At 70.4% G+C, this 20,316-nt stretch carries 16 protein-coding genes; 4 read left to right on the forward strand and 12 right to left on the reverse strand.

Annotation, left to right across the window (positions count from 1 at the left end):
• Positions 1-40: 40 nt before the first annotated feature.
• The gene (locus SH922_RS30755; protein ID WP_393061548.1) at positions 41-961 is read right to left on the reverse strand and encodes a carbohydrate ABC transporter permease; all 921 of its coding nucleotides are present in this window, start codon (positions 959-961) and stop codon (positions 41-43) included.
• On the reverse strand, positions 958-1,887 hold the full coding sequence (locus SH922_RS30760; protein ID WP_393061550.1) for a carbohydrate ABC transporter permease: 930 nt from the start codon (positions 1,885-1,887) through the stop codon (positions 958-960). The genes SH922_RS30755 and SH922_RS30760 overlap by 4 nt, the downstream gene beginning before the upstream one ends.
• A 410-nt stretch (positions 1,888-2,297) precedes the next feature.
• Here SH922_RS30760 and SH922_RS30765 point away from each other — a divergent pair, with 410 nt between their 5' ends.
• Positions 2,298-4,625: an FAD-dependent oxidoreductase gene (locus SH922_RS30765; RefSeq protein ID WP_393061552.1), complete on the forward strand. Its 2,328-nt coding sequence runs from the start codon at positions 2,298-2,300 to the stop codon at positions 4,623-4,625.
• Positions 4,626-4,689: 64 nt separating this feature from the next.
• On the opposite strand, the gene SH922_RS30770 is transcribed toward SH922_RS30765, so the two are convergent.
• The 8 genes from SH922_RS30770 to SH922_RS30805 form a co-directional block, all read right to left on the reverse strand.
• Entirely contained in the window at positions 4,690-5,478 is a 789-nt protein-coding gene (locus SH922_RS30770) for an IclR family transcriptional regulator (protein WP_393061554.1), read from the reverse strand.
• Between the two features lie 128 nt (positions 5,479-5,606).
• The gene (locus SH922_RS30775; protein ID WP_393061556.1) at positions 5,607-7,136 is read right to left on the reverse strand and encodes a glycoside hydrolase family 43 protein; all 1,530 of its coding nucleotides are present in this window, start codon (positions 7,134-7,136) and stop codon (positions 5,607-5,609) included.
• 178 nt (positions 7,137-7,314) lie between these two features.
• The gene (locus SH922_RS30780) at positions 7,315-8,547 is read right to left on the reverse strand and encodes a cytochrome P450 (protein WP_393061558.1); all 1,233 of its coding nucleotides are present in this window, start codon (positions 8,545-8,547) and stop codon (positions 7,315-7,317) included.
• 12 nt (positions 8,548-8,559) lie between these two features.
• The gene (locus tag SH922_RS30785; protein ID WP_393061560.1) at positions 8,560-9,768 is read right to left on the reverse strand and encodes a cytochrome P450; all 1,209 of its coding nucleotides are present in this window, start codon (positions 9,766-9,768) and stop codon (positions 8,560-8,562) included.
• Complete coding sequence (locus SH922_RS30790) at positions 9,765-10,391, reverse strand: ATP/GTP-binding protein (RefSeq protein ID WP_393061562.1); 627 nt, start codon at positions 10,389-10,391, stop codon at positions 9,765-9,767. The genes SH922_RS30785 and SH922_RS30790 overlap by 4 nt, the downstream gene beginning before the upstream one ends.
• Positions 10,369-10,722: a DUF742 domain-containing protein gene (locus SH922_RS30795; RefSeq protein ID WP_393061564.1), complete on the reverse strand. Its 354-nt coding sequence runs from the start codon at positions 10,720-10,722 to the stop codon at positions 10,369-10,371. Before SH922_RS30795 ends, SH922_RS30790 begins: the two co-directional genes overlap by 23 nt.
• The gene (locus SH922_RS30800) at positions 10,719-11,147 is read right to left on the reverse strand and encodes a roadblock/LC7 domain-containing protein (RefSeq protein WP_393061566.1); all 429 of its coding nucleotides are present in this window, start codon (positions 11,145-11,147) and stop codon (positions 10,719-10,721) included. Before SH922_RS30800 ends, SH922_RS30795 begins: the two co-directional genes overlap by 4 nt.
• Before the next feature lie 2 nt (positions 11,148-11,149).
• Complete coding sequence (locus SH922_RS30805; protein WP_393061568.1) at positions 11,150-12,514, reverse strand: ATP-binding protein; 1,365 nt, start codon at positions 12,512-12,514, stop codon at positions 11,150-11,152.
• Positions 12,515-13,438: 924 nt separating this feature from the next.
• Between SH922_RS30805 and SH922_RS30810 the strand changes: the two genes are divergently transcribed.
• From SH922_RS30810 to SH922_RS30820, 3 genes are all read left to right on the forward strand, one after another.
• Positions 13,439-14,845, forward strand: a complete 1,407-nt coding sequence (locus SH922_RS30810; RefSeq protein WP_393061570.1) for a lipase family protein — start codon at positions 13,439-13,441, stop codon at positions 14,843-14,845.
• Between the two features lie 160 nt (positions 14,846-15,005).
• Positions 15,006-15,647 carry a CatB-related O-acetyltransferase gene (locus SH922_RS30815; protein WP_393061572.1) on the forward strand — a complete coding sequence of 214 codons (642 nt, stop codon included), beginning with the start codon at positions 15,006-15,008 and terminating at the stop codon, positions 15,645-15,647.
• Between the two features lie 260 nt (positions 15,648-15,907).
• Positions 15,908-17,056 (forward strand): macrolide family glycosyltransferase, encoded by a 1,149-nt coding sequence (locus SH922_RS30820; RefSeq protein ID WP_393063739.1) that lies wholly within the window; start codon positions 15,908-15,910, stop codon positions 17,054-17,056.
• Positions 17,057-17,170: 114 nt separating this feature from the next.
• Here SH922_RS30820 and SH922_RS30825 read toward each other — a convergent pair whose 3' ends face one another.
• Together SH922_RS30825 and SH922_RS30830 are read right to left on the reverse strand one after the other, a co-directional pair.
• Positions 17,171-19,075: an alkyl/aryl-sulfatase gene (locus SH922_RS30825; RefSeq protein WP_393061574.1), complete on the reverse strand. Its 1,905-nt coding sequence runs from the start codon at positions 19,073-19,075 to the stop codon at positions 17,171-17,173.
• Between the two features lie 239 nt (positions 19,076-19,314).
• Positions 19,315-20,277: an electron transfer flavoprotein subunit alpha/FixB family protein gene (locus SH922_RS30830; RefSeq protein ID WP_393061576.1), complete on the reverse strand. Its 963-nt coding sequence runs from the start codon at positions 20,275-20,277 to the stop codon at positions 19,315-19,317.
• Between the last annotated feature and the right edge of the window lie 39 nt (positions 20,278-20,316).

Genomic DNA, 20,316 nt, shown 5'->3' on the forward strand with positions numbered 1-20,316 from the left:
GCGGACCCGGCTCAGGACCGGGCCGGAGGGTCCCGCGGGCTCAGCTCTTCACCGAGCCGGCGGTCATGCCGCCGACGAGGTAGCGCTGCAGGAACATGAAGGCGACGACGACCGGGACGGACACCACGAGCGAGGCGGCCATCAGCTCGGGCCAGGCGGCCTGGAACTCACCGATGTAGGTGGAGACGAGGCCGGGCGGCAGGGTCTGCTTCTCCTTGTCGGCCAGCGTCACCGCGAAGATGAAGTCGTTCCAGCCGCGGACGAAGGCGAACAGCCCGGCGGCGACCATCCCGGGCGCGGCCAGCGGGGCCACGATGGAGTGCAGCGTCCGCCACCGGGACGCACCGTCGATGGACGCGGCCTCCAGCAGGGCGTCCGGGATGGTGTCGAAGATGCCCTTCAGCATCCAGACGCACAGCGGCATCGTGAACGTGGTGAAGGACAGCACGAGGGCGGTGTACGTGTTCAGCAGGCCGAAGCTGGAGAACACGGCGTACAGCGTCACCAGCAGGAGCGCCTGGGGGAACATCTGGGACGCCAGCACCATGTGCATCAGCGAGCGCCGGCCGCGGTAGCGGAACTTGGAGAACGAGTACCCCATGTACGTGGCGACGACCACGCTCAGGACCGCGGTGATCGAGGCCACGATGAGCGAGTTGATCAGGTACTTGATGAGCTGGTCGTTCTCGGCGAGCGCCGTGAAGTTGCTGAAGGTGATCTCGGTGGGGATCAGCTTCGGCGGGAACTGGAAGGCCTGCTCGGGGCTGCTCAGGGCGGTGGCCAGCAGCCAGTAGACCGGCAGGAGGCCGAAGGCGCCGATCACCAGGACGGCGGTCCAGGCGACGATCCGCGAGCGCAGCAGATCCTTGCGTATCCGGGGCCGCGAGGTGCGTCCGGCGGACGTGACGGACGGCTTCAGCCGGTCGGTGCCGGACAACGGGGTGGAGGTCGTGGACGTCATCGGGCGTCGCCCTTCCGCTCGGTGATCCTGAGGTAGACGGCGACCAGGATGAGCAGGAGCAGCATCCACAGACCGCCCAGCGCGGTCGCCCGGCCGATGTCGAAGCCCTTGAAGGCGGTCTGGTACACGGCGGTCGCGAAGGTCTCGGTGGCGCCGGCCGGGCCGCCGCCGGTGAGCACGTAGATGGTGTCGAAGTGCTGGAAGTTCCAGATGAACTCCAGCAGCAGAACGATCGAGGCGACCCCGCGCACCTGCGGCCAGGTGACGGCGAAGAAGCGCCGGATCGAGCCCGCCCCGTCGATCGAGGCCGCCTCGTGCAGCTCCTTGGGCACGGTCTGCAGACCGGCCAGGAGCATCACCATCATCCAGGGGAAGCTCGCCCAGGTCTTGGTCACGATGACGGCCAGCATGGCGGTGCCCGGCTGACCGAGCCAGGACACGGACTCCTCGATGATCCCGGCCTTCATGAGGACGCCGTTCAGCACGCCGTAGTTCGCGTTGAAGATCCACATCCACAGGAAGGAGACCACCACGCCCGGGATCACCCAGGGGAACAGGAACAGGCCGCGCAGGAAACCGCTGCCCCGCAGGCCGGAGTTCAGCGCGAGCGCGAGCGCGAATCCGAGGACGAAGGGGACGAGCGTCGCGCCGACGGTGAAGACCATCGTCTGCTTGAGGATCGTGAGGAAGTCGCCGTCCAGCCAGTAGGCGAAGTTCTCCAGGCCGACGAACTCACGGCCCGGCAGTCGCAGATCCTGCTTGAAGAATCCGGTGAACAGGGCCGACAGCAGCGGATAGAAGATGATCGCGGCGAACAGGGCGAGCCCCGGTGCGGTCAGCAGAAGTGCGAACGCGCCGTTGGAGAGCCGTCCGCCGGTCCGCTCGCGGGGTGGAGCGGCCTTCTGGGGAGGTGCGGCCGTACTCATGGGTCTGTCCTCTCGAACGGGGCGGGAGCGGTGATGCAGGGCGTGGCGCGGTGGGCCGTGCGCCGGCGGGCGGATGCGACGTGGCCGGGCGTGGGCGGTGAGCCGCCTCGCCCCCTGCTTCGACCGGGGCCCTGTGTGAATGCCATGCATGCTCCATTGAACGCAAGTTGCAGCATGCGGGATCGTTCTCCATATGGTGCGAAGGCGTCAACCCTTTTGGTCGGTGAATCACCGCTTCTGTGTGGAACCGGTGACGTCGTCCCACCTGCCGTGGCCTCGGTCAACGGCCCACGGCGACGGTGTCATCGGCTGCGCCGGAAACTTACAACACATCCCACTGACTGAACAGTAGTTGCACAATATGGATGTGATGTACGTTCATGGTCGCTCCGCTGCGGCGGAGAGAATCCGTGCTTCACACCGAGGAGGCCGCCCCGTGCGGGAAGAAGAGGTCCATTACGACATCGCCGTCATCGGCGGTGGCCTGGCGGGGACCTGCGCAGCCATCGCCGCGGCCCGGCTCGGCCGACGGCGTCGCCCTGGTCAACAACCGGCCGGTGCTGGGCGGCAATGCCAGCAGCGAGGTCCGCGTCTGGGTCTGCGGAGCCACCGCTCATGGCGTGCACCGCTGGGCCCGGGAGACCGGCATCATGGGCGAGCTGTACACCGAGAACCAGTACCGCAACCCCGAGGGGAACCCGTACTACTGGGACCAGGTGGTCCTCGACGCGGTCCGGGCGGAACCGGGCATCGACCTGTACCTCAACACCGACGTACGGGAAGTCGACGCCGGCGGCCCGGACGACGCGCGCGAGGTGCGCTCCTGCACCGGCTGGATGATGGGCTCCGAGCGGCGCATCACCTTCCACGCCCGTCAGTTCCTCGACTGCACCGGGGACGGCCTGCTCGGCCACCTCGCGGGCGCCCACTACCGCATCGGCCGTGAGGCGCGTTCGGAGTTCGGTGAGCCCTGGGCGCCCGAGGAGGAGGACGAGGCGCTGCTCGGGTCGACGATCCTGTTCCACACCAAGGACACCGGCAGGCCGGTGAAGTTCGTTCCGCCCGCGTACGCCCGCGACCTCACCACCACGCCCATCCTGCGCAACCGCGTGCTGCGCACCGGCGACAACGGCTGCGACTACTGGTGGATCGAGTGGGGCGGAGAGCTCGACACCGTCCATGACAACGAGCGCATCCGCGACGAGCTCCAGGCCGTGATCATGGGCATCTGGGACCACATCAAGAACTCCGGCGAGTTCCCCGACGCCGAGAACCTGACGCTGGAGTGGGTGGGTAGCCTCCCGGGCAAGCGCGAGTACCGTCGCTTCCTCGGCGACCACATGCTCAGCCAGCAGGACGTCCTGGAGCAGCGGCAGTTCGACGACCGCGTCGCCTTCGGCGGCTGGTCCGTCGACCTCCACCCGGTGCAGGGCATGTACGCCGACGAGCCCGGCGCCCGCCAGCGCTACGCGGACGGCATCTTCCACATCCCGCTGCGCTCCCTGTACTCGGAGAACGTCACGAACCTCCTGTTCGCCGGGCGCAACATATCCGCCACCCACATCGCGTTCGGTGCCACCCGCGTGATGGCCACCTGCGCCACACTCGGCGAGGCCGCGGGCACGGCCGCCGCGCTCTGCGTCGCCGAGAGCATCGGCCCGCGCGAGCTCGCCGCCGAGCGCCCCGAACTGGTGCGCCGCACCCTGCTGCGGCAGGACGCCTCGGTGATCGGCCTGCACGACGACGACCCCGACAACCTGGCACGCGCGGCCCGGGTGAGCGCCTCCTCATACCTGAGCCGGCTGGCTGCGGAGCCGACCCCGGCTGCGCCCGGCGAGCCGTACCCGCTCACCCGCGACCTCGCGCTGCTGCTGCCGGTCGACCCCGCCCTCGACACGGTCGACCTGCTGGTCCACGGCGCTCCGGGCGAGCGGCCGCGCGAGCTCACCGTGGAGCTGTGGAGTACCGGCCGCCCCGAGAACGCCGTCCCCGTCGACCACCTGCTCACCACCACGGTGACCGTGCCGGCCGACGGCCCCCACTGGGTCACGGCGCGTCTCGGCCACCGCCCGGACGCCCCGGAGAACGTCGTCCTGATCGTGCGTGCCTGTCCGGGAGCGGCGCTGGTCCTCGTCCCCGTGCGCACCGACGGTGTTCTCGCGCTGCGCAGCAGGGTCGAGGGCGATGTGGCCGTCGACCACGACATTCCCGAGGAGGACGGCCAGCTGGTCCTGGAGTGGCAGGCCCGCGGCCTGCGCCGGCGGACCTTCGGCTTCCGTGCCACCCCGGAGACCGCGGCGTTCCTGCCCGAGCGGGCCGTCGGCGGGTTCCAGCGCCCCTACGGGGGACCGCAGATGTGGTCGTCGGAGCCGTTGGCCGACCCGGACCGGGCGGCGCAGTGGCTGCGCCTCGACTGGGACGAGGAGCGCCGGCTCACCGAGGCGCGCGTGGTGTTCGACGACGACGTCGACGAGTACCTCAACAACCTGCACCGCCACCGCACCCCCTTCGAGGTCATGCCGGAACTGGTCCGCGACTACCGCGTCCAGAGCCGTGAGTCCGACGGCACCTGGCACACGCTGCTGACGGTGACGGACAACCGCCGCCGCCACCGCGTGCACGAGCTGCGCGGTGCGGACGGCGGTCCTGTGAGCACCGACGCCCTGCGCCTCGTGGTGGACGCGACGCACGGGGCGCCGCACGCGCACGTGATCGCGTTCAAGGCGTACGGCGCATAGGCGCGGCGAAAAGGGGGTCCGTCACGGGTCGGCACCTGTGACGGACCCCCTGTCGGCGTGTGACTCAGACGGAGCCCAGCGCCTGGCTGATGGCGTCGGCGGCTTCGATGACCTCACGGGTCAGTGCGAGCCGCTGCCCTTCTGCCTCGGTGTGGCTGCCGAGGAGGGAGGTGGGGCCCCACAGCGAGATGGCGGCCACGACGTCCCCCGAGGCGTCGCGGACCGGTGCGGCGAGGGAGGCGCGGCCCAGGGCGCGCTCCTCGGCTTCGACGGCGTAGCCGGTGCGGCGCACGGTGTCGATCTCGGTGTCGAGGAGGTCGTGGCTGGTCGTCGTGTAGTCGGTGTGCGCCGCGAGCGGTTCGGGAAGCAGCGTGCGGCGCTCCTTGGGCGTGAGGCCCGTGAGGAGGCATTTGCCGATGCTGGTGGCGTGCAGCGGGGCGGTGTGTCCGGCCTGTGTGTAGGACTTCGGGGCGCGCGTTCCCTCGAAATTGCACAGGAACATCAGCTCGGTACCGCGGCGAATGGCGACGTTGGCCCCCAGTCCCGTGCGGGTGGCCAGGTCCTGGAGGACCATGCGGGCGGCGCGGTGGACGGGGTGGCGATTGGTGGCGGTGGCGGCGAGGGGGAGGATGCCGAGGCTGAGGCGGTAGAGGTTGCTGACGGGGTCACGTTCGACCATGTCGAGGCGTTCGAGGGTGGACAGGAGGCGGGACGTGGTGGAGGAGCCCAGTCCCGTGAGTTCGGCGACGTCGGAGACGCGTAGCTCGGCGCGGCCGGAGTCGAGTGCGCGCAGCACCGAGACTGCCCGTTCGACGCTCTGGTTCGTCCCGGCGTCGGTCGCCCGAATGGCCATGACCCTCCTCGTTTTGCAAACCGCTTGCACTATCTGCATCAGCATATCGCGTGGGTCGGAGGGGTGGTTGTGGAATCCGGCGGAACGCGCACTGCCTCAGGGCGCGCGTTCCGTCCCCGTCCCCGGCATCAGGCCGGGCGCAGTCCGAACCAGTCGAAGGCGGCACTGCCCCGGATCGCGTACATGCCGATGACCCGGCCGGTGAAGCCTCCCGCGACCTCCGTGGTGAGATAGCGGCCGTCGAGCGCGGCCAGGATTTCGAAGTCGCCCTCGGCCGTCTCGTACCCCAGGTGGAGGGTGTCGGGGCCGCCGACGCGGAGGCCGGGCGGGGCCGTCGCCCCCGGGTCCGTGACGGAGGGGGGCAGGACCACGGTGGTGGTGACCTCGATCCGCAGGGTCAAGGGGCCGGGCGGCACGGTGCGTTCGGCCACGGTGTGGCACAGCGGACCGATCCTGGCGACAGCGCGGACCATGCCGGAGCCGTCCGTCTCCACCCGGTAGTGGTGCGCCTCGTCGAGCCGTACGGCGAGCCCGCCCAGGCCTCCCGCGGCGACGTCGGCCCGCGTACGGGCGGTGCAGTCGGGGTCCTGCTGGCGCCGCCCCACGAAGAGTGCGCCGGGCACGTCGAGGCTGTCCGCGCGGGCGTGCAGCACCAGGTGCCCCGGTCGCTCGTCGAGGCGGACGGCGGCCGGATCGTGCCGCCTCGGCGACACCCAGCACGGCGCGAGCGCGGGGGAGTCGAAGTCGTCCCGCTCCGGCTCGTCCGGCCACGGGTGCGGCGACAGCGCGGGGGCCTCCGCCCGCAGGTCCACCGGCCCCGGCAGCGGCCACTCGTCCTCCCAGCGGACCGGCGCCAGGAACGTCTCCCGGCCCAGGCCGTGGTACTTGGGGGTGTCGCCGCGGGGCCGGGTGCCCAGCAGCACCATCCACCAGGTGTCGTCATGTGCCTGGACGAGGTCTCCGTGGCCGACGTTCTGCACGGGGTGGCCGGTGCTGCGGTGGGAGAGCACGGGGTTGTCCGGGTGCGTTTCGAACGGCCCCGGCAGGCTGCGGGCCCGGGCCACCGACATCGCGTGCCCGCGCTCGGTGCCGCCCTCCGACAGCAGCAGGTACCACCAGTCACCGATCCGGTACAGGTGCGGTCCTTCGGGGTACTGCAGCCCGCTGCCCGACCACAGGGCAACCGGCTCGCCCAGCGCTTCGCCCGTCTCCGGATCGATGCGCACCCCGTGGATACCGTCGTCCGAGTACACGCACCAGCAGGTGCCGTCCTCGTCCCAGGCCAGATCGGGGTCGATGCCGGGTACCCCGACCGGAACGGGGTCCGACCAGGGTCCGGCGGGGTCCTTGGCGGTGACCAGGACGGTGCCGGCGCCGGTGACCACGGTCGTGATCATCCAGAAGCGGCCGTCGTGGTGCCTGAGGGTGGGTGCGTACACACCGCACGAGGCCGGGACCGTGTCCGGCAGTTCCAACTGGCCGGGGCGGTCCAGCGCGTGCCCGATCAGCCGCCAGTGCACCAGATCGCGGCTGTGCCACAGGGGCACCCCGGGCACGTACTCGAAGCTGGACGTCGCCACGTAGTAGTCGTCGCCCACCCGGCAGATGCTCGGGTCCGGACTGAAGCCGGGTATCACGGGGTTGTCGAAGAGCGCCATGTCCGTCCCAGGGTGTGGCCGGGTGGCGGTATCGGCTGCCCGCCGGACCGCCACGATCGTCGAAGCGCTTCGAAAGTCGCACGGGGGTGGTGCGCTGTCAACGGTCGTCGGGTGGCGCCGCCTGTCCCGGCATGCTCCGTACGGGCCCACCACTCCGGTGGCGGGCCCGTACGCAGGGTCATCCGGCGGCCGGGCGCAGGCGTACCGGAAGGGTCTGGTGCCCGTTGCTGATCAGGGAGGGCAGCGGCTGCAGTTCGGCTGCGGGAACAGCGAGTTCGGCCTCGGGGAACCGTTCGAAGAGCTGCTGGAGCGCGGTAGCGATCTCCAGGCGGGCGAGCGGGGCGCCGAGGCAGAAGTGCACGCCGTGGCCGAAGGCCAGGTGCTCCTTCGTCGGCCGGGTGACGTCGAAGAGGTCCGCGGATTCACCGTGCACGCCGGGGTGGCGGTTGGCGGCGGCGTAGGAGGCGAGGATCGCCTCGCCCCGGGCGATCTTCTGTCCGTCGGGCAGGGGGATGTCCGCCAGGGCGAAGCGCATGGGCAGGTGCTTGACGGCGGGCTCGTGCCGAAGGGTCTCCTCGACGACGCTGTTCCAGTCGGCGCGGCCGGCCCGCAGATGGGCCAGCTGCGCGGGATCGGCCAGCAGAGCGGTGATGGCCTGGTCGATCACGTTGACCGTGGTGTCGTATCCGGCGGAGACCATCAGCAGCAGCGTGTCGCGCAGCTCGTCGTCGGTGAGGGCGCCGCCGTCCCCCTCGTCGTCGCGGGAGGCGATGAGGAGCGAGGTCATGTCGTCGCCGGGATCCGCGCGCTTGGCCGCGATCAGACCGTTGAGGGCCTCGTACAGTGAGGCCGTGTTCGCGGTGGCCTGCTCGACGGTGAGGGTGGTGTCGAAGACACCGTCGACCACGGCGCGGAAGCCGTCGAGCTGGTGCTCGGGGACACCCATGAGCTGGCCGATCACCGCGATCGGCAGCGGGTAGGCGAGGTCCTGGCGCAGATCGGCCACTTCACCGGCCGGCCGGGAGTCGAGATCGTCGAGGAGCGTGGCGACCACCTTCTCGACCGATGAACGCAGGTCCTGGATGCGGCGGGCGCTGAACGCCGGGGCCACCATCCGGCGGAGCCGTCGGTGGTCGCCTCCGTAGGCGGTGAACATGTTGTTCACGGCGACCCAGAGGGCGAGGGGCCAGGTGGCCACGGTCTCGGCGAAGGCCGGCCAGTGGGCGCGGGCGTCCTTGGAGACGTCCGGGCTGGTGAGGAGCTCCTTGAGGAGGGCCGGGTCGGTGACCGACCACGCGGTCACACCGAGGACGTCCACACGGGTGGCCGGACCGCGGTCGCGCAGGGCCTGGTACTCGGCGTGACGGTCGGAGCCGGTGGGATCGAGGACGACTAGGGGCTGCTCGGACATGGTGTCTCTCTTTCAGCGAGCGGTGGCGAAGCGGACGGGAAGGGATTCCAGGGCACGGTGGAAGGGGCCTGGACGCCAGCGCAGTTCAGCGGCGGGGACGGCGAGATCCATCTCCGGCAGGGCGTCGAGCAGATAGGTGACCGCGGTCTCGGCGATGAGGTAGGCGTGGGAGCGGGCCGGACAGGTGTGGGGGCCGATGCTCCAGGCCAGGTGAGCGCGATTGCCCGAGATCCCGGCCGGCCCCTGGGTGAGTTCGGGGTCGTTGTTGCAGGCCGCCATGGAGATGACGACGGGCTGGTGGGCCGGGAGCAGGAAGCCGTCGATGTCCGCGGCATAGGGCGGATAGGTGATGCAGTAGTTCGCCATCGGCGGGTCGGTGTACAGGACGGTGTCGAGCGCGTCGCGCACCGTGGACTGGCCCGCGTGCAGTCCGGCGGAGAATTCCTCGTCGGTGAGGATCTTCAGCTGGGTGTTGGCAATGAGGTTGGTCAGGGGCTCGATGCCGGCGCCGTAGAGAGTGACGAGCTGGTGGCTCATCTCCTCGTCGGTCAACTCCGCCGGGTGGGCCAGGAGACGCGAGGTGATGTCGTCGGCGGGATCGCGCCTGCGCAGGGCGACGAGGTCGGCGAGGGCCTGGCCGAGGATCTGGTTGCCCTGATGGGCGTCGGTGGTGTCGAAGATGCGCGCCATTCCGTCGGCGATACGGGCTCCGATCTCGTCGGGGCAGCCCAGCAGGGCACTCAGGATCCGGAAGGCGATCGGCCAGGCGTACTGGGTGAGCAGATCGGCGCTGCCGGTGGCGAGGAAGTCTCCGACGCAGTCCGAGGAGATCCTCTCCACCTGGGCGCGCAGGCGGTGCTGGTCGACGGCGTTGATTCCGGCGGTGTTGGCCGCCCGGTAACGGGCGTGTTCCGCACCGCCGTTGCGCAGGGCGTTGGGCCGCCACTCCATCATCGGCCGCACGGGGCACGAGGCCGGCACCTGCTGCTCCCAGATGCGCGGGTCGGGCGGGAAGTACAAGGGGTCGTTGAGGATGCGGCGGGCCTGGTGGTAGCCGATCACCAGCGTGGCCGGTATGCCGGGGGACAACTCGACGGGCACCAGAGGGCCGTAGGTCTTGCGCATCCGCTCGTAGGCGGCGTGCGGGTCGGCGGCGAAACCCGGCTCGTACAGAGAGACCCTGCCCGGAGCGACCGCGGGCACGGAGCTGGTGAAGGTCATGACGTGGGCTCCAGTGAGAGGGCTTCACGGTGCGAGATCAGGTACTCCGCGAGCGTGATCAGGGCATGCAGGGAGGAGGTGCGGTCGCGCGCGTCGCAGGTGGTCAGCGGTGTGTGAGGGTCCAGGGCGAGGGCCTGGCGCAGTTCGTGGGGGTCGTAGACGGGGGCGTCGGGGAAGGTGTTGAGCGCGACCGCGTACGGGATGCCCTCGCCCTCCAGCAGACTCAGAGCCCCGTGGCTCGCCTCGAGGTCACGGGTGTCGGCCAGGACGAGGCAGCCGAGAGCGCCCTGTGCGAGGTCCTCCCACAGGGGCCGGAAGCGGACCTGTCCGGGGAGTCCGAACAGATAGAGCGCAAGGGCACCGCCGGCCAAGTGGATACGGCCGAAGTCCATGCCCACGGTCGTCGTGGCCTTCCTCGGTGTGCCGCGCAGATCGTCGATCCCGACGCTGTCCTCGGTGATCGGCTCTTCCATCCGCAGCGGCCGTACCTCGGACACGCTGCCGATGAAGGTCGTCTTGCCGACGCCGAATCCGCCGGCGATCACGATCTTGGCGGACCGGGTCACCGTGGCCGGCACGTACGAGACGGCGTTCGGCGTGTCAGACCAGTTCTCGCAGTCCATCAAGCACCTTCTGCAGGAGGTCGTTTTCGGGCTGATCGTTCACAGCGGCCGCCGGGCTGGCCAGATGGCCGCTGTCCATGAGGGAGGAGACGAGGATCCGGATGGTGGAGGGCGGCAGCTGCAGCGCGGCAGCGATGTCCGCGACGGCCAGCCCGCCGTGGCCCCCGGAGAACAGGCTCATCACTCGCCGGGCATCGGGCCCCAGCTCGCCGGTGGGGCTGGGCGCGGCGATGACCACGCTCTCCAGAAGGACGTTCCGGCGCGGGCGGACCCGTCCGCCCGTGCGGACGTAAGGCCTCACCATGTCCGGGTCATGCCGCGGACCGCTCATATGGCGGTCCCTCCGTCCGGATGGAGGACCGGCCTGCGTTCCGTGGTGCCGAGCTGCTCGCCCAGGCGCACCACGAGCAGGGCCATGTGGTGGCTGATCAGGCCTACGTCGGCGTGGGGTCCCGTCGTGACGACCGAGAGCATCGTGTTCTGACCGGCCGCCGTCGTCAGGCCGATCCGTTCGACGCTCTCGATCAGCTGCTGGCGCACGCCGCGCCCGCCGGTGAAGTCGTCCCACGCCCGGCCCGAGGCCCGCAGCGAGGCCGTCAGGGCGGCCAGCTTCTCGCCGTCCTCCTGGCCGATGGTCTCCGTCCGGGCCTTGAGCAGGCCGTCGCCGCTCATCAGTACGGCGTACCGGACGCCCTCCACGGATCCCAGCTGCTCGTCCAGCAGCCAGCCCAGGGCGTTCGAGTGGGTGTCCGACATGATCAACGTCCTTCGTCAGTGCTGGCGGTGTTCTGGTTGTCCCGGCTGCGGCGGCTGCCTGCCATCCACGCCGCAGCCACGGCGGGGGTACCCGGCGCCACGGGAGCGGAGCCCGGCCGCACCTCGGCGGCGGGGCCCGTCTCGTCGGCGGGGCGCGGGGTGCGCCGGCGGACGGTGAGCCCGCTCGCCGTGGTGGACGTGGCCGCCGGCGCCGGCTCCGCTTCCGGGGCAGGGGCCGGGCGGGTGGCCGGCACGCTCTGCACGGACGACGGCCGCTGAGGCTGGGGCGTCGTCAGCAGGGCCTGCGGGAGCACGATGATCGCGCGGGTGCCGCCGTACAGGTTGGGCGCAGTCAGTTCGACGCGGAAGCCGTACTGGTCGGCGAGCACGGACGCGACGCGCAGTCCGGTCTGCGGGTAGGCACCGAGCTGCGTGATGTCGTCCCGCTGCTTGCCGGACATCACCTCGCGCGCCCAGGTCAGCCGCTCGTCCTCTATCCGCAGTCCGGCATCGTCCACGACGAGGAAGGCCGCGTTCGCCCCGTGTTCCAGCGAGACGTGCACCCGGGCGTTCGGCGGGGAGTACCGAAGCGCGTTGTCCAGCAGCACCGCCAGGGTGTGGACGACGGCTTCCACGGCCCGGCTCTGCACGGCGAAGGACGCCAGGTCCGTGTGCTGGATGCGCTGATAGCCCTCGACCCGGCCCATGGCCGTGCGGACGACGTCGGTGAGTGTGGTCGCCGGCCAGCGTCGCGACAGCTTGTCACCGGCCAGGACGCCGTACCCGGACGCGGTGAGCAGCATCTGCTGGGCCAGGTGATCCATCTCGACCAGCGTGGCGTACGCCTCGTCCGAGACATGGCGGCGCACGCCGGCGCTGATCGCGCTGCTCAGCTTCGCGGCCCGCTGCACCGTGTTGGAGGCGAAGGCGCGTACTGCTGCCCGGGCCACGTCCACCGACTCCTGCCGCGCCTGGGCGATCTGCTGCTCGGCTTCCGCCCAGACCTGTGCGAGCTGGTCCTGCGCTGCGTTCTGCGCCAGTTGTCCGGTCTGGCCGATGGCTGAGCAGGCCTGTCCCGCGAGAGCACCGAGAGCGCCCGCCATCTGGGTGTGGAGCAGCTGCGGCGGCACGGCCAGGTCGGGCTGGTAAGCCTGTCCGGTCTGGGTGTGTGCCGCAGCGGCCGGAATGACGGTGTGCGCGATGTATCCGGCGAACTGCTCGGCGGCGCGCAACTGCTGCCCGAGCTGTTCGACGTGTTGCTGGAGGCCGTCCGCGCGGCGCTGCTGGGCGCGGGCCTTGCGGTGGACGTAGAGCGTCGCACCGGCGCCGACCACCAACGCGGCCACGATCAGTATCAGTTCGGTCATCAGGCCCTCACGAGAATCGGGGAGACGGTTCCGGTGCGTATGCCGCCGGTCGGGCCGTGTTGCTCGTTACGGGGGTGGGATTCCATCGTGTCTGTACTCCGTAGTGCCCGGGGTTCGGGGGCGGTTGGCTGCCGAGGCCGACTGGGGGGACGGGGGCGGTCGGCTCCGGACAATGGGTCAGGAATCAGCCGATTCCCCTGCCGTCGTGCATGCAGGAGGGAAGGAAGGTTCCGGGGGATCGGCGAGATGGCGAAATTCGGCGCGCGCGCCGGATTGCGGCGGGGCCTGCCCGGGCGCCTCCTCGGGCTCCGGCCCGCGTCCTGCTGCGCACGCAGGAGCCTTCGGGGAGCTTCCGTGAGGCCGTGCGCTGCCGTTTCCGGCTGGACGAGGAGCGACCGGCCGGGCAGGAACGGCGGAGTCTGTCGACTGCCGGCGTAGTGAGCACGTGGCCGGCGAGATGGGCATGACAGAACTCTAGTTGGAATAAGCCTTGTTGCGCACGGGGCCTCTGTGCCTGATGGGAGGCGTTGTTGTGAAGTCGCGGACATTGCGGACGTGTTGAGGGAACCCAGGGATTCGAAGTCCGCCGGTGATCACGGCGCTCTCGCCGCGCCTATCCGATGACTGACCGTCAGGACAGGTGTGTGGTGGTGCGGTTGGAATCGGTGGCAGCTTCCGGTCCCGTTTCGGTGAGGGGAATCGGTTTGCCACCTGTGCCGCCCCGGGCTGCGGGACGCCGTGATGTGAGTGGATGAGTGACGGAGCGTCAATATCGCTCCTCGCGGGCGGCTCCGGCCGTACGCCGACACTCGGTGTACGCGCCCCCGATAGTTACCGCAGCGTAACTTACTGATGGGTTACTTGCGGTAAGTCTCGCTGCTAGCTTGCGTTCACCTGCATTCCGAGCAGAGCGAGGAGTGAGCTGTGAGCCGCAAGAGCACCCGTTCGCTTACCACCTTCCCCACGACGTCCTCCATGGTTTCCCCCGCCCGCGGGCCACGCCCCGGTGGCATGCGAGCGGTGGCGGTCGCCGTGACCGCGGCGGCCTGTGTGGCCGCGTACGCCGCACCCGCGTCCGCTGCCGACGGGGCGCAGCCCGTGGTGTCCCGCGGGGTCACCATCCCCGACTTCTACAACCCCCCGGCCGAACTGCCCGCCGCCAACGGCGCGGTGATCCGCCACGAGCCGCTGCCCCTCGGGCTGAGCCTGCCGGGCCTGGACGGCCGTCCGATGCCGGGTACGGCGACCCGGCTGATGTATCGCTCCACCGACTCGGGCGGGCAGGCCGTCGCGGTGACCGGTGCCTACATCGAACCGTCCGCCGCCTGGAAGGGCTCCGGCCCGCGTCCGCTGGTGGCACTGGCCTCGGGGACCGTGGGCCAGGGCGACCAGTGCGCACCCTCCATGACCCTCCAGTACCCGCTGACCCTCAGCGGCGAGACCGTGTCGGTCGGCTACGAGACCCTGGCGATCTACCGGCTGCTCTCCGCCGGCGTCGCCGTCGTGGTCACCGACTACGTCGGTCTCGGCACGACCGACCGGCTCCACACCTACGTCAACCGGCTCGACCAGGGCCATGCCCTGCTGGACGCGGCCCGCGCCGCACACCAGCTGCCCGGCACCTCGATCGCGCCCGACTCGCGCACCGGTCTGTACGGCTACAGCCAGGGCGGCGGAGCCAGCGCTGCCGCGGCCGAACTCCAGCCGGCCTACGCACCCGACGTCAAGCTCGCCGGCACCTACGCCGGTGCGCCGCCCGCAAACCTGACCGCGGTCATGAAGGGCATCGACGGCAGCGCCCTCGCCGGCGCCCTGGCCTGGTCGATCAACGGCTTCGCCCAGGCCGACCCTGATCTGAGGGACGTCATCGAGGCCAACGTCAACGATGCCGGCCGGGCCGCGCTGAAGGACGCCTCGACCATGTGCGTCGGCGACGCGATCTTCGGCTACGGCTTCACCAAGAGCAGCAAATGGACCACCAGCGGCAAGTCCCTCGGTGACGTCATCGCCGCCGAGCCCCGGGCCCAGGCCGCCCTGGACAGGCAGCGCATCGGTGCACTGAAGCCCGCAGGCCCGGTGCGTCTGGCCACCGGAGTGCAGGACGACATCGTGCCCCACGCCCAGGCGCGCCAACTGGCCGTGGACTGGTGCCGCAAGGGTGCCGACGTCACCTACGACGCCATCAACCTGCCCAACCTCGGCGACAAGCTCCTGACCAATCACCTGGTCCCGCTGATCACCGACCAGGGTGACGCGATCTCCTGGATGACCGACCGCCTCTCGGGCAAGGGCACGTCCTCCAACTGCTGGACGATGCCGCTCCAGCCCTGACGCCCTGACGCTCGACCCGGGCTGCCGGGCGGACCACCGGTCCGCCCGGCAGCCGTGATTCCGGCGCCCCGGCCACGGTAAACCGGTGTCGCGGCGGGGGGCGGTGACACGATCATGGGACCCGGCCCCTGCTCACCACCCGTGAAGGAAATCGCGCGCCATGCCCGTACCGGCCGATCCGAACGTGCTCCACCCGATGCCCGACCAGCCGCGTGTGGTTCAGCTCAGACCTCTGGTGAAGTCCCCGCTGATCGAGGTCGGGGAGTACTCGTACTACGACGACCCGGAGGACGCCACCGCGTTCGAGACGCGCAACGTCCTCTACCACTACGGCCCGGAGAAGCTGGTCATCGGCAGGTTCTGCGCCCTGGGCACGGGGGTGCGGTTCATCATGAACGGCGCCAACCACCGTATGGACGGCCCCTCGACCTTCCCCTTCCCCACCCTGGGCGGCTCGTGGGCCGACCACTTCGACCTCCTCACCGGACTGCCGAACCGGGGGGACACCGTCGTCGGTCATGACGTCTGGTTCGGTCACGGCGCCACCGTGCTGCCCGGGGTGCGGATCGGAAACGGTGCGATCATCGGCACCGGTTCAGTGGTCACCAAGGACGTGCCCGACTACGGGATCGTCGGCGGTAACCCGGCCCGCCTCCTGCGCACCCGCTACGACGACGGGGACATCGCCCGGCTGCTCGCCGTGGCCTGGTGGGACTGGCCGGCGGAACACATCACCGCCCACGTACGCACGATCATGTCGGGTACCGTCGACGATCTCGAGGCCGCCGCCCCGTCCGAGTGACGGCGACTGCGCGCCGGGCCCGCCGAAATCCAGGTGTGGCGGGCCCGGGCGCCGGTTATGGTTTTCCGCATGTTCTTCCGACAGCTCTACGGCTGACGCGGGACGGGGCAGCGCCCCGCCTCCGTCCGGTATGCCCTGTGCGCGCCGACGACCCGGCCTCTGCGCCGGGGCGGCTGCCGACGCACGGGTTCACCGTGTCCCTTTCGCCGCAGACCTGAATCGAGTGATCTTCCGTGTCACGTCGCCGTGCGCACATCGCCATGGTCGGTATCCCTGCCGTCAGCCACGTCCTGCCGAGCCTTGAGGTCATCCGCGAACTGGTGGCCCGCGGCCACCGGGTGACCTACGCAAACGATCCGGCGGTGGCGGACCGCATCGAGGCCACCGGTGCCGAGTTCGTCCCGTACGGCTCCGTCCTGCCGGTCGCCGACAACAACTGGCCCGACGACGCCATCGGCGCGATGGGCCTCTTCCTCGACGACGCCGTCCAGGCCCTTCCGCAACTGCGTGCTTTCTACGACGACGACCCCGCCGACCTCTACCTGTACGACATCGGCGCGTACGCGGCACGTGCGCTGGCCGAGTCGCAGAAGCGCCCCCTGATGCAGCTGTCCCCGACGTTCGTCGCCTGGAACAGCTACGAACAGGACGTGGCGGCGCACCTGCGGGGGCTGCCCGGCGCCGACGCGTACCGGGCGAGGTTCACCCAGTGGCTCGCCGACGCCGGCGCGTCCACCATGGATATGGACGCCTTCTCCGGCCGCCCCGCGCACACCCTCGCCCTGATCCCCCGGGCGATGCAGCCGCACGGTGAGGACGTCGACACGGACACGGTGACGTTCGTCGGCCCCTGCTTCGGGGGACGCGCCGCCGAGCAGACCTGGACGCGTCCCTCGGACGCGGAGCGCGTGCTCCTGGTCTCGCTGGGTTCGGCGTACACCAACCGGCCCGAGTTCTACCGCCAGTGCCTGGCCGCGTACGGAGACCTGCCCGGCTGGCACGTCGTGCTCCAGGTCGGCAGGCACACCGACCGGGCGGAGCTGGGCGATATCCCGGGCAACGTCGAAGTGCACTCCTGGGTGCCGCAGTTGGCGATCCTGGAGCAGGCCGATGCCTTCGTCACCCATGCCGGGATGGGCGGCAGCGCCGAAGGGCTGTACACCGGCGTGCCGATGATCGCCGTGCCGCAGGGCGCCGACCAGTTCATGAACGCCGACCGGCTCGTGGAACTGGGCGTGGCCCGCCGCATCGACACCGCGGACGCCACCGCCGAGGCACTGCGGACCGCGCTGACCGAACTCGTCGCCGACCCGGAGGCCGCCGGCCGCTCGGCGCGGCTGCGGGCCGAGGCGCGGGCGGAGGGCGGCACCCCGCGGGCCGCCGACCTCGTCGAGGAACTGCTGGGCTGATGCCTCGGCGAAGGCGAAGCCGGGTCTCCGGCGCCGTCGTCAGCCGCACCAGTAGCGGCCGGGGCCCGCGGCGTCGCGGGCCCCGGCCGCCGCGTCAGTACAGGAAACCGGCACTCACGGTGTGACGACCGGGAAGTCGGGATCGAACGTGTCGAGCAGCCCTGCGAGTGTCTGCAGAGCGGTCTCGTCGCCGGCGAGAGCGATCTTCCCGCCCTGGGCCAGTTCCGGCGCGGCGGCCGGCTTCAGCAGCGCACCGACCAGCGCGGCCTTGGGACCGGTGACGGTGAGCTGGGTGTCGGGGTGCGCCCCGCGGCGGGCGTTCAGGACACCGCGGGCGACCCACATACTCCAGGTCTCGTCGAGGTCGGTGAAACGGAAGTCGATGCGCAGCCCGGCCTCCGCGGCTTTCTCGCCGATCAGATGCACGGCGGCGAAGTCGAAGAGGATGTCGATGGGCATGGCCAGGATGGTGTCCGGACTGGCGGTGGCGAACGTCGCCGGCTGGATACCCTGACGCAACTCCATGGCGGCGGTGAGGAAGATGCCGCGCCACTGCGGCCCCTCGGCCTGATAGCCCATCTGCTCGTACGCGTCGGCCTGGAGGTCACGGGCGGCCTGGTTCTCCGGCTGGGCGAAGACGAGGGTGTGCAGGATCTGGGCGGCCCAGCGGTAATCGGCGGCCGCCAGGGCGCGCCACCCCTCATCCATGATCTTCTCGGCGCCGATCAGGTCGACGAAGCGGCGGGCGGCTTCGACCGGCGGGTGGGGGTGCAGCGAGACCGGGTCGCCGTCCCACATGCCGAGTTCCTTGGTGAACACGGCGCGCACGTCGTGGTGCAGGGTGCCGTGGTAGCCGCGGTTGAACCACTTGCGCCCCAACTCCTCGGGCAGCTCGATCTCTTCCGCCGCCTCAAGGGGTGTGTAGCCCTTGTTGGCCAGCCGAAGCGCCTGGTCGTGGAGATACTTGTACGTGTCGCGCTGCGACTCCAGGAACGCCGTCACCTGCCCGTTCTCCCACACCGGCCAGGTGTGCGGGCCGTAGTGCACCTGGACGTCGTCGCCCCAGCGCTCCAGCGTCTCGTCGAGATAGCGGGCGAAGTTGCGGGCGTCGCGGGTCCGCGCACCGCGCAGCGTCTGGATGTTGTGCAGCGAGTGGTTCGCGTTCTCCGCGCAGGTCAGCGCACCGAGCTGCGGGATCCAGATGTGCATTTCCTCGGGCGCCTCCGTGTCGGGGGCGTAGAGAAACTCGAATTCGAGACCGCCGAGATCCCGCTTCGTACCCGTCTCGGTGATGGCGTCGGTCGGCGAGATGTACGAGATCGTCACGCCGGGCACGGTGGCGATCCCGATGCCGCAGGTGACACAGCCGGCCGGGCCGGGGTCGAGGAGGCTGTTGAACGCGTACGAGGCCCGCCGGGACATGGCGTTGCCGGCGATCACGTTCTCGCCGATCGCGTGCTTGTCGAACGAGGCGATGGTGCCCGGGGCGATGATCGGCACCTTGCCCGAGGCCACGTCCTCGGCGCTCACCACACCCTTGACGCCGCCGTAGTGGTCGATGTGGGTGTGGGTGTAGATCACGGCGGCGACGGGCTTGTCGCTGACATGCTCGCGGATCATGCCCATGGCCTGGCTCGCCGCCTCGACCGAGGCCATGCAGTCGACGACCACCAGACCGGTGTCGCCCTCGATGACCGTGAGGTTGGCGATGTCGTTGTTGCGCACCTGGTGGACGCCGTCCACGACCTTGTACAGGCCGCCCTTGCGGATCAGCTGCGACTGCCGCCACAGGCTCGGGTGCACGGTGTCCGGCGCGGGGGCGTCGTCGGCGAGGTAGTCGTACCGGGCGGCATCGAAGATCACCCGCCCGTCATTCGCGTACAGCTTGTCGGGCAGAGGAGCGATGAAGCCTCGGTCCCGGTCGGTGAAGTCCTGCCGGTCGTCCATGTCGTAGCGGGCCACGGCCGCCTCGTTCGCGGCGGCCGTGGCGGGCGTGGCGCTTTTGGGCGTGTAGGTCATGACGCTCCCGTCCGTCGCGGCCACCGGCCGGTCACGCGGGACCGAAAGGGCTGCGAACATCGTCGATTCGCACTCAGCCTTGTTCGGCTCCTCTCACCCGACTAGGTGAGCGGGGCCGAACGGGTGACGGGTGAAGACGCGACGGACAGGGGGTACAACGGTGCGGGGCCGCGCGGTGGGTTCACCGTGCGGCCCCGGACTGCGGGTCCTGCTGTCGTGCCGTGTGCCGTGCGGCGGGGTCAGCCCTTGCGGGCGGTGACCTCGTCGGTGAGCTGCGGGACGACGTTGAAGAGGTCACCGACGACGCCGTAGTCGACGAGGTCGAAGATCGGGGCCTCGGCGTCCTTGTTGATCGCGACGATCGTCTTCGAGGTCTGCATACCCGCCCGGTGCTGGATCGCGCCCGAGATACCCGAGGCGATGTACAGCTGCGGCGAGACGGACTTACCCGTCTGACCGACCTGGTTGGAATGCGGATACCAGCCCGCGTCCACCGCCGCACGCGACGCACCCACCGCCGCACCCAGCGAGTCCGCGAGCGCCTCGATGATGTGGAAGTTCTCCGCACCATTGACACCACGGCCACCCGAGACCACGATCGCGGCCTCCGTCAGCTCCGGACGCCCCGTCGACTCACGCGGCGTCCGCGACAGCACCTTCGTACCCGTGGCCAGCGCGGAGAACTCCACCGCCAGCTCCTCCACCACACCCGCACCCGCGACCGGCTCCACCGGAGCCGAGTTCGGCTTCACCGTGATCACCGGCACCCCACGCGAGACACGCGACTTCGTCGTGAACGACGCCGCGAACGCCGACTGCGTCGCCACCGGACCCTGCTCACCGGCCTCCAGGTCGACGGCGTCGGTGATGATGCCCGACCCGATCCGCACCGCGAGGCGGGCGGCGATCTCCTTGCCCTCCGCCGACGACGGCACCAGCACGGCAGCCGGGGACACCGCGTCACAGGCGGCCTGGAGCGCGTCCACCTTCGGCACGACGAGGTAGTCGGCGTACTCCGACGCCTCCGACACCAGCACCTTCACCGCACCGTGCTCACCCAGTACGCCGGCCGTTCCGGCGGCACCGGCACCCAGCGCCACCGCGACCGGGTCACCGATCCGGCGGGCGAGCGTCAGCAGCTCCAGCGTGGGCTTGCGGACGGCACCGTCCACGTGATCGACAAAGACGAGAACTTCAGCCATGGGACTTCAATCTCCTGCGAGGGAACGAAGAAACAACGA

The sequence above is a fragment of the Streptomyces sp. LN549 genome, assembly GCF_043203805.1.
Taxonomy (GTDB): Bacteria; Actinomycetota; Actinomycetes; order Streptomycetales; family Streptomycetaceae; genus Streptomyces.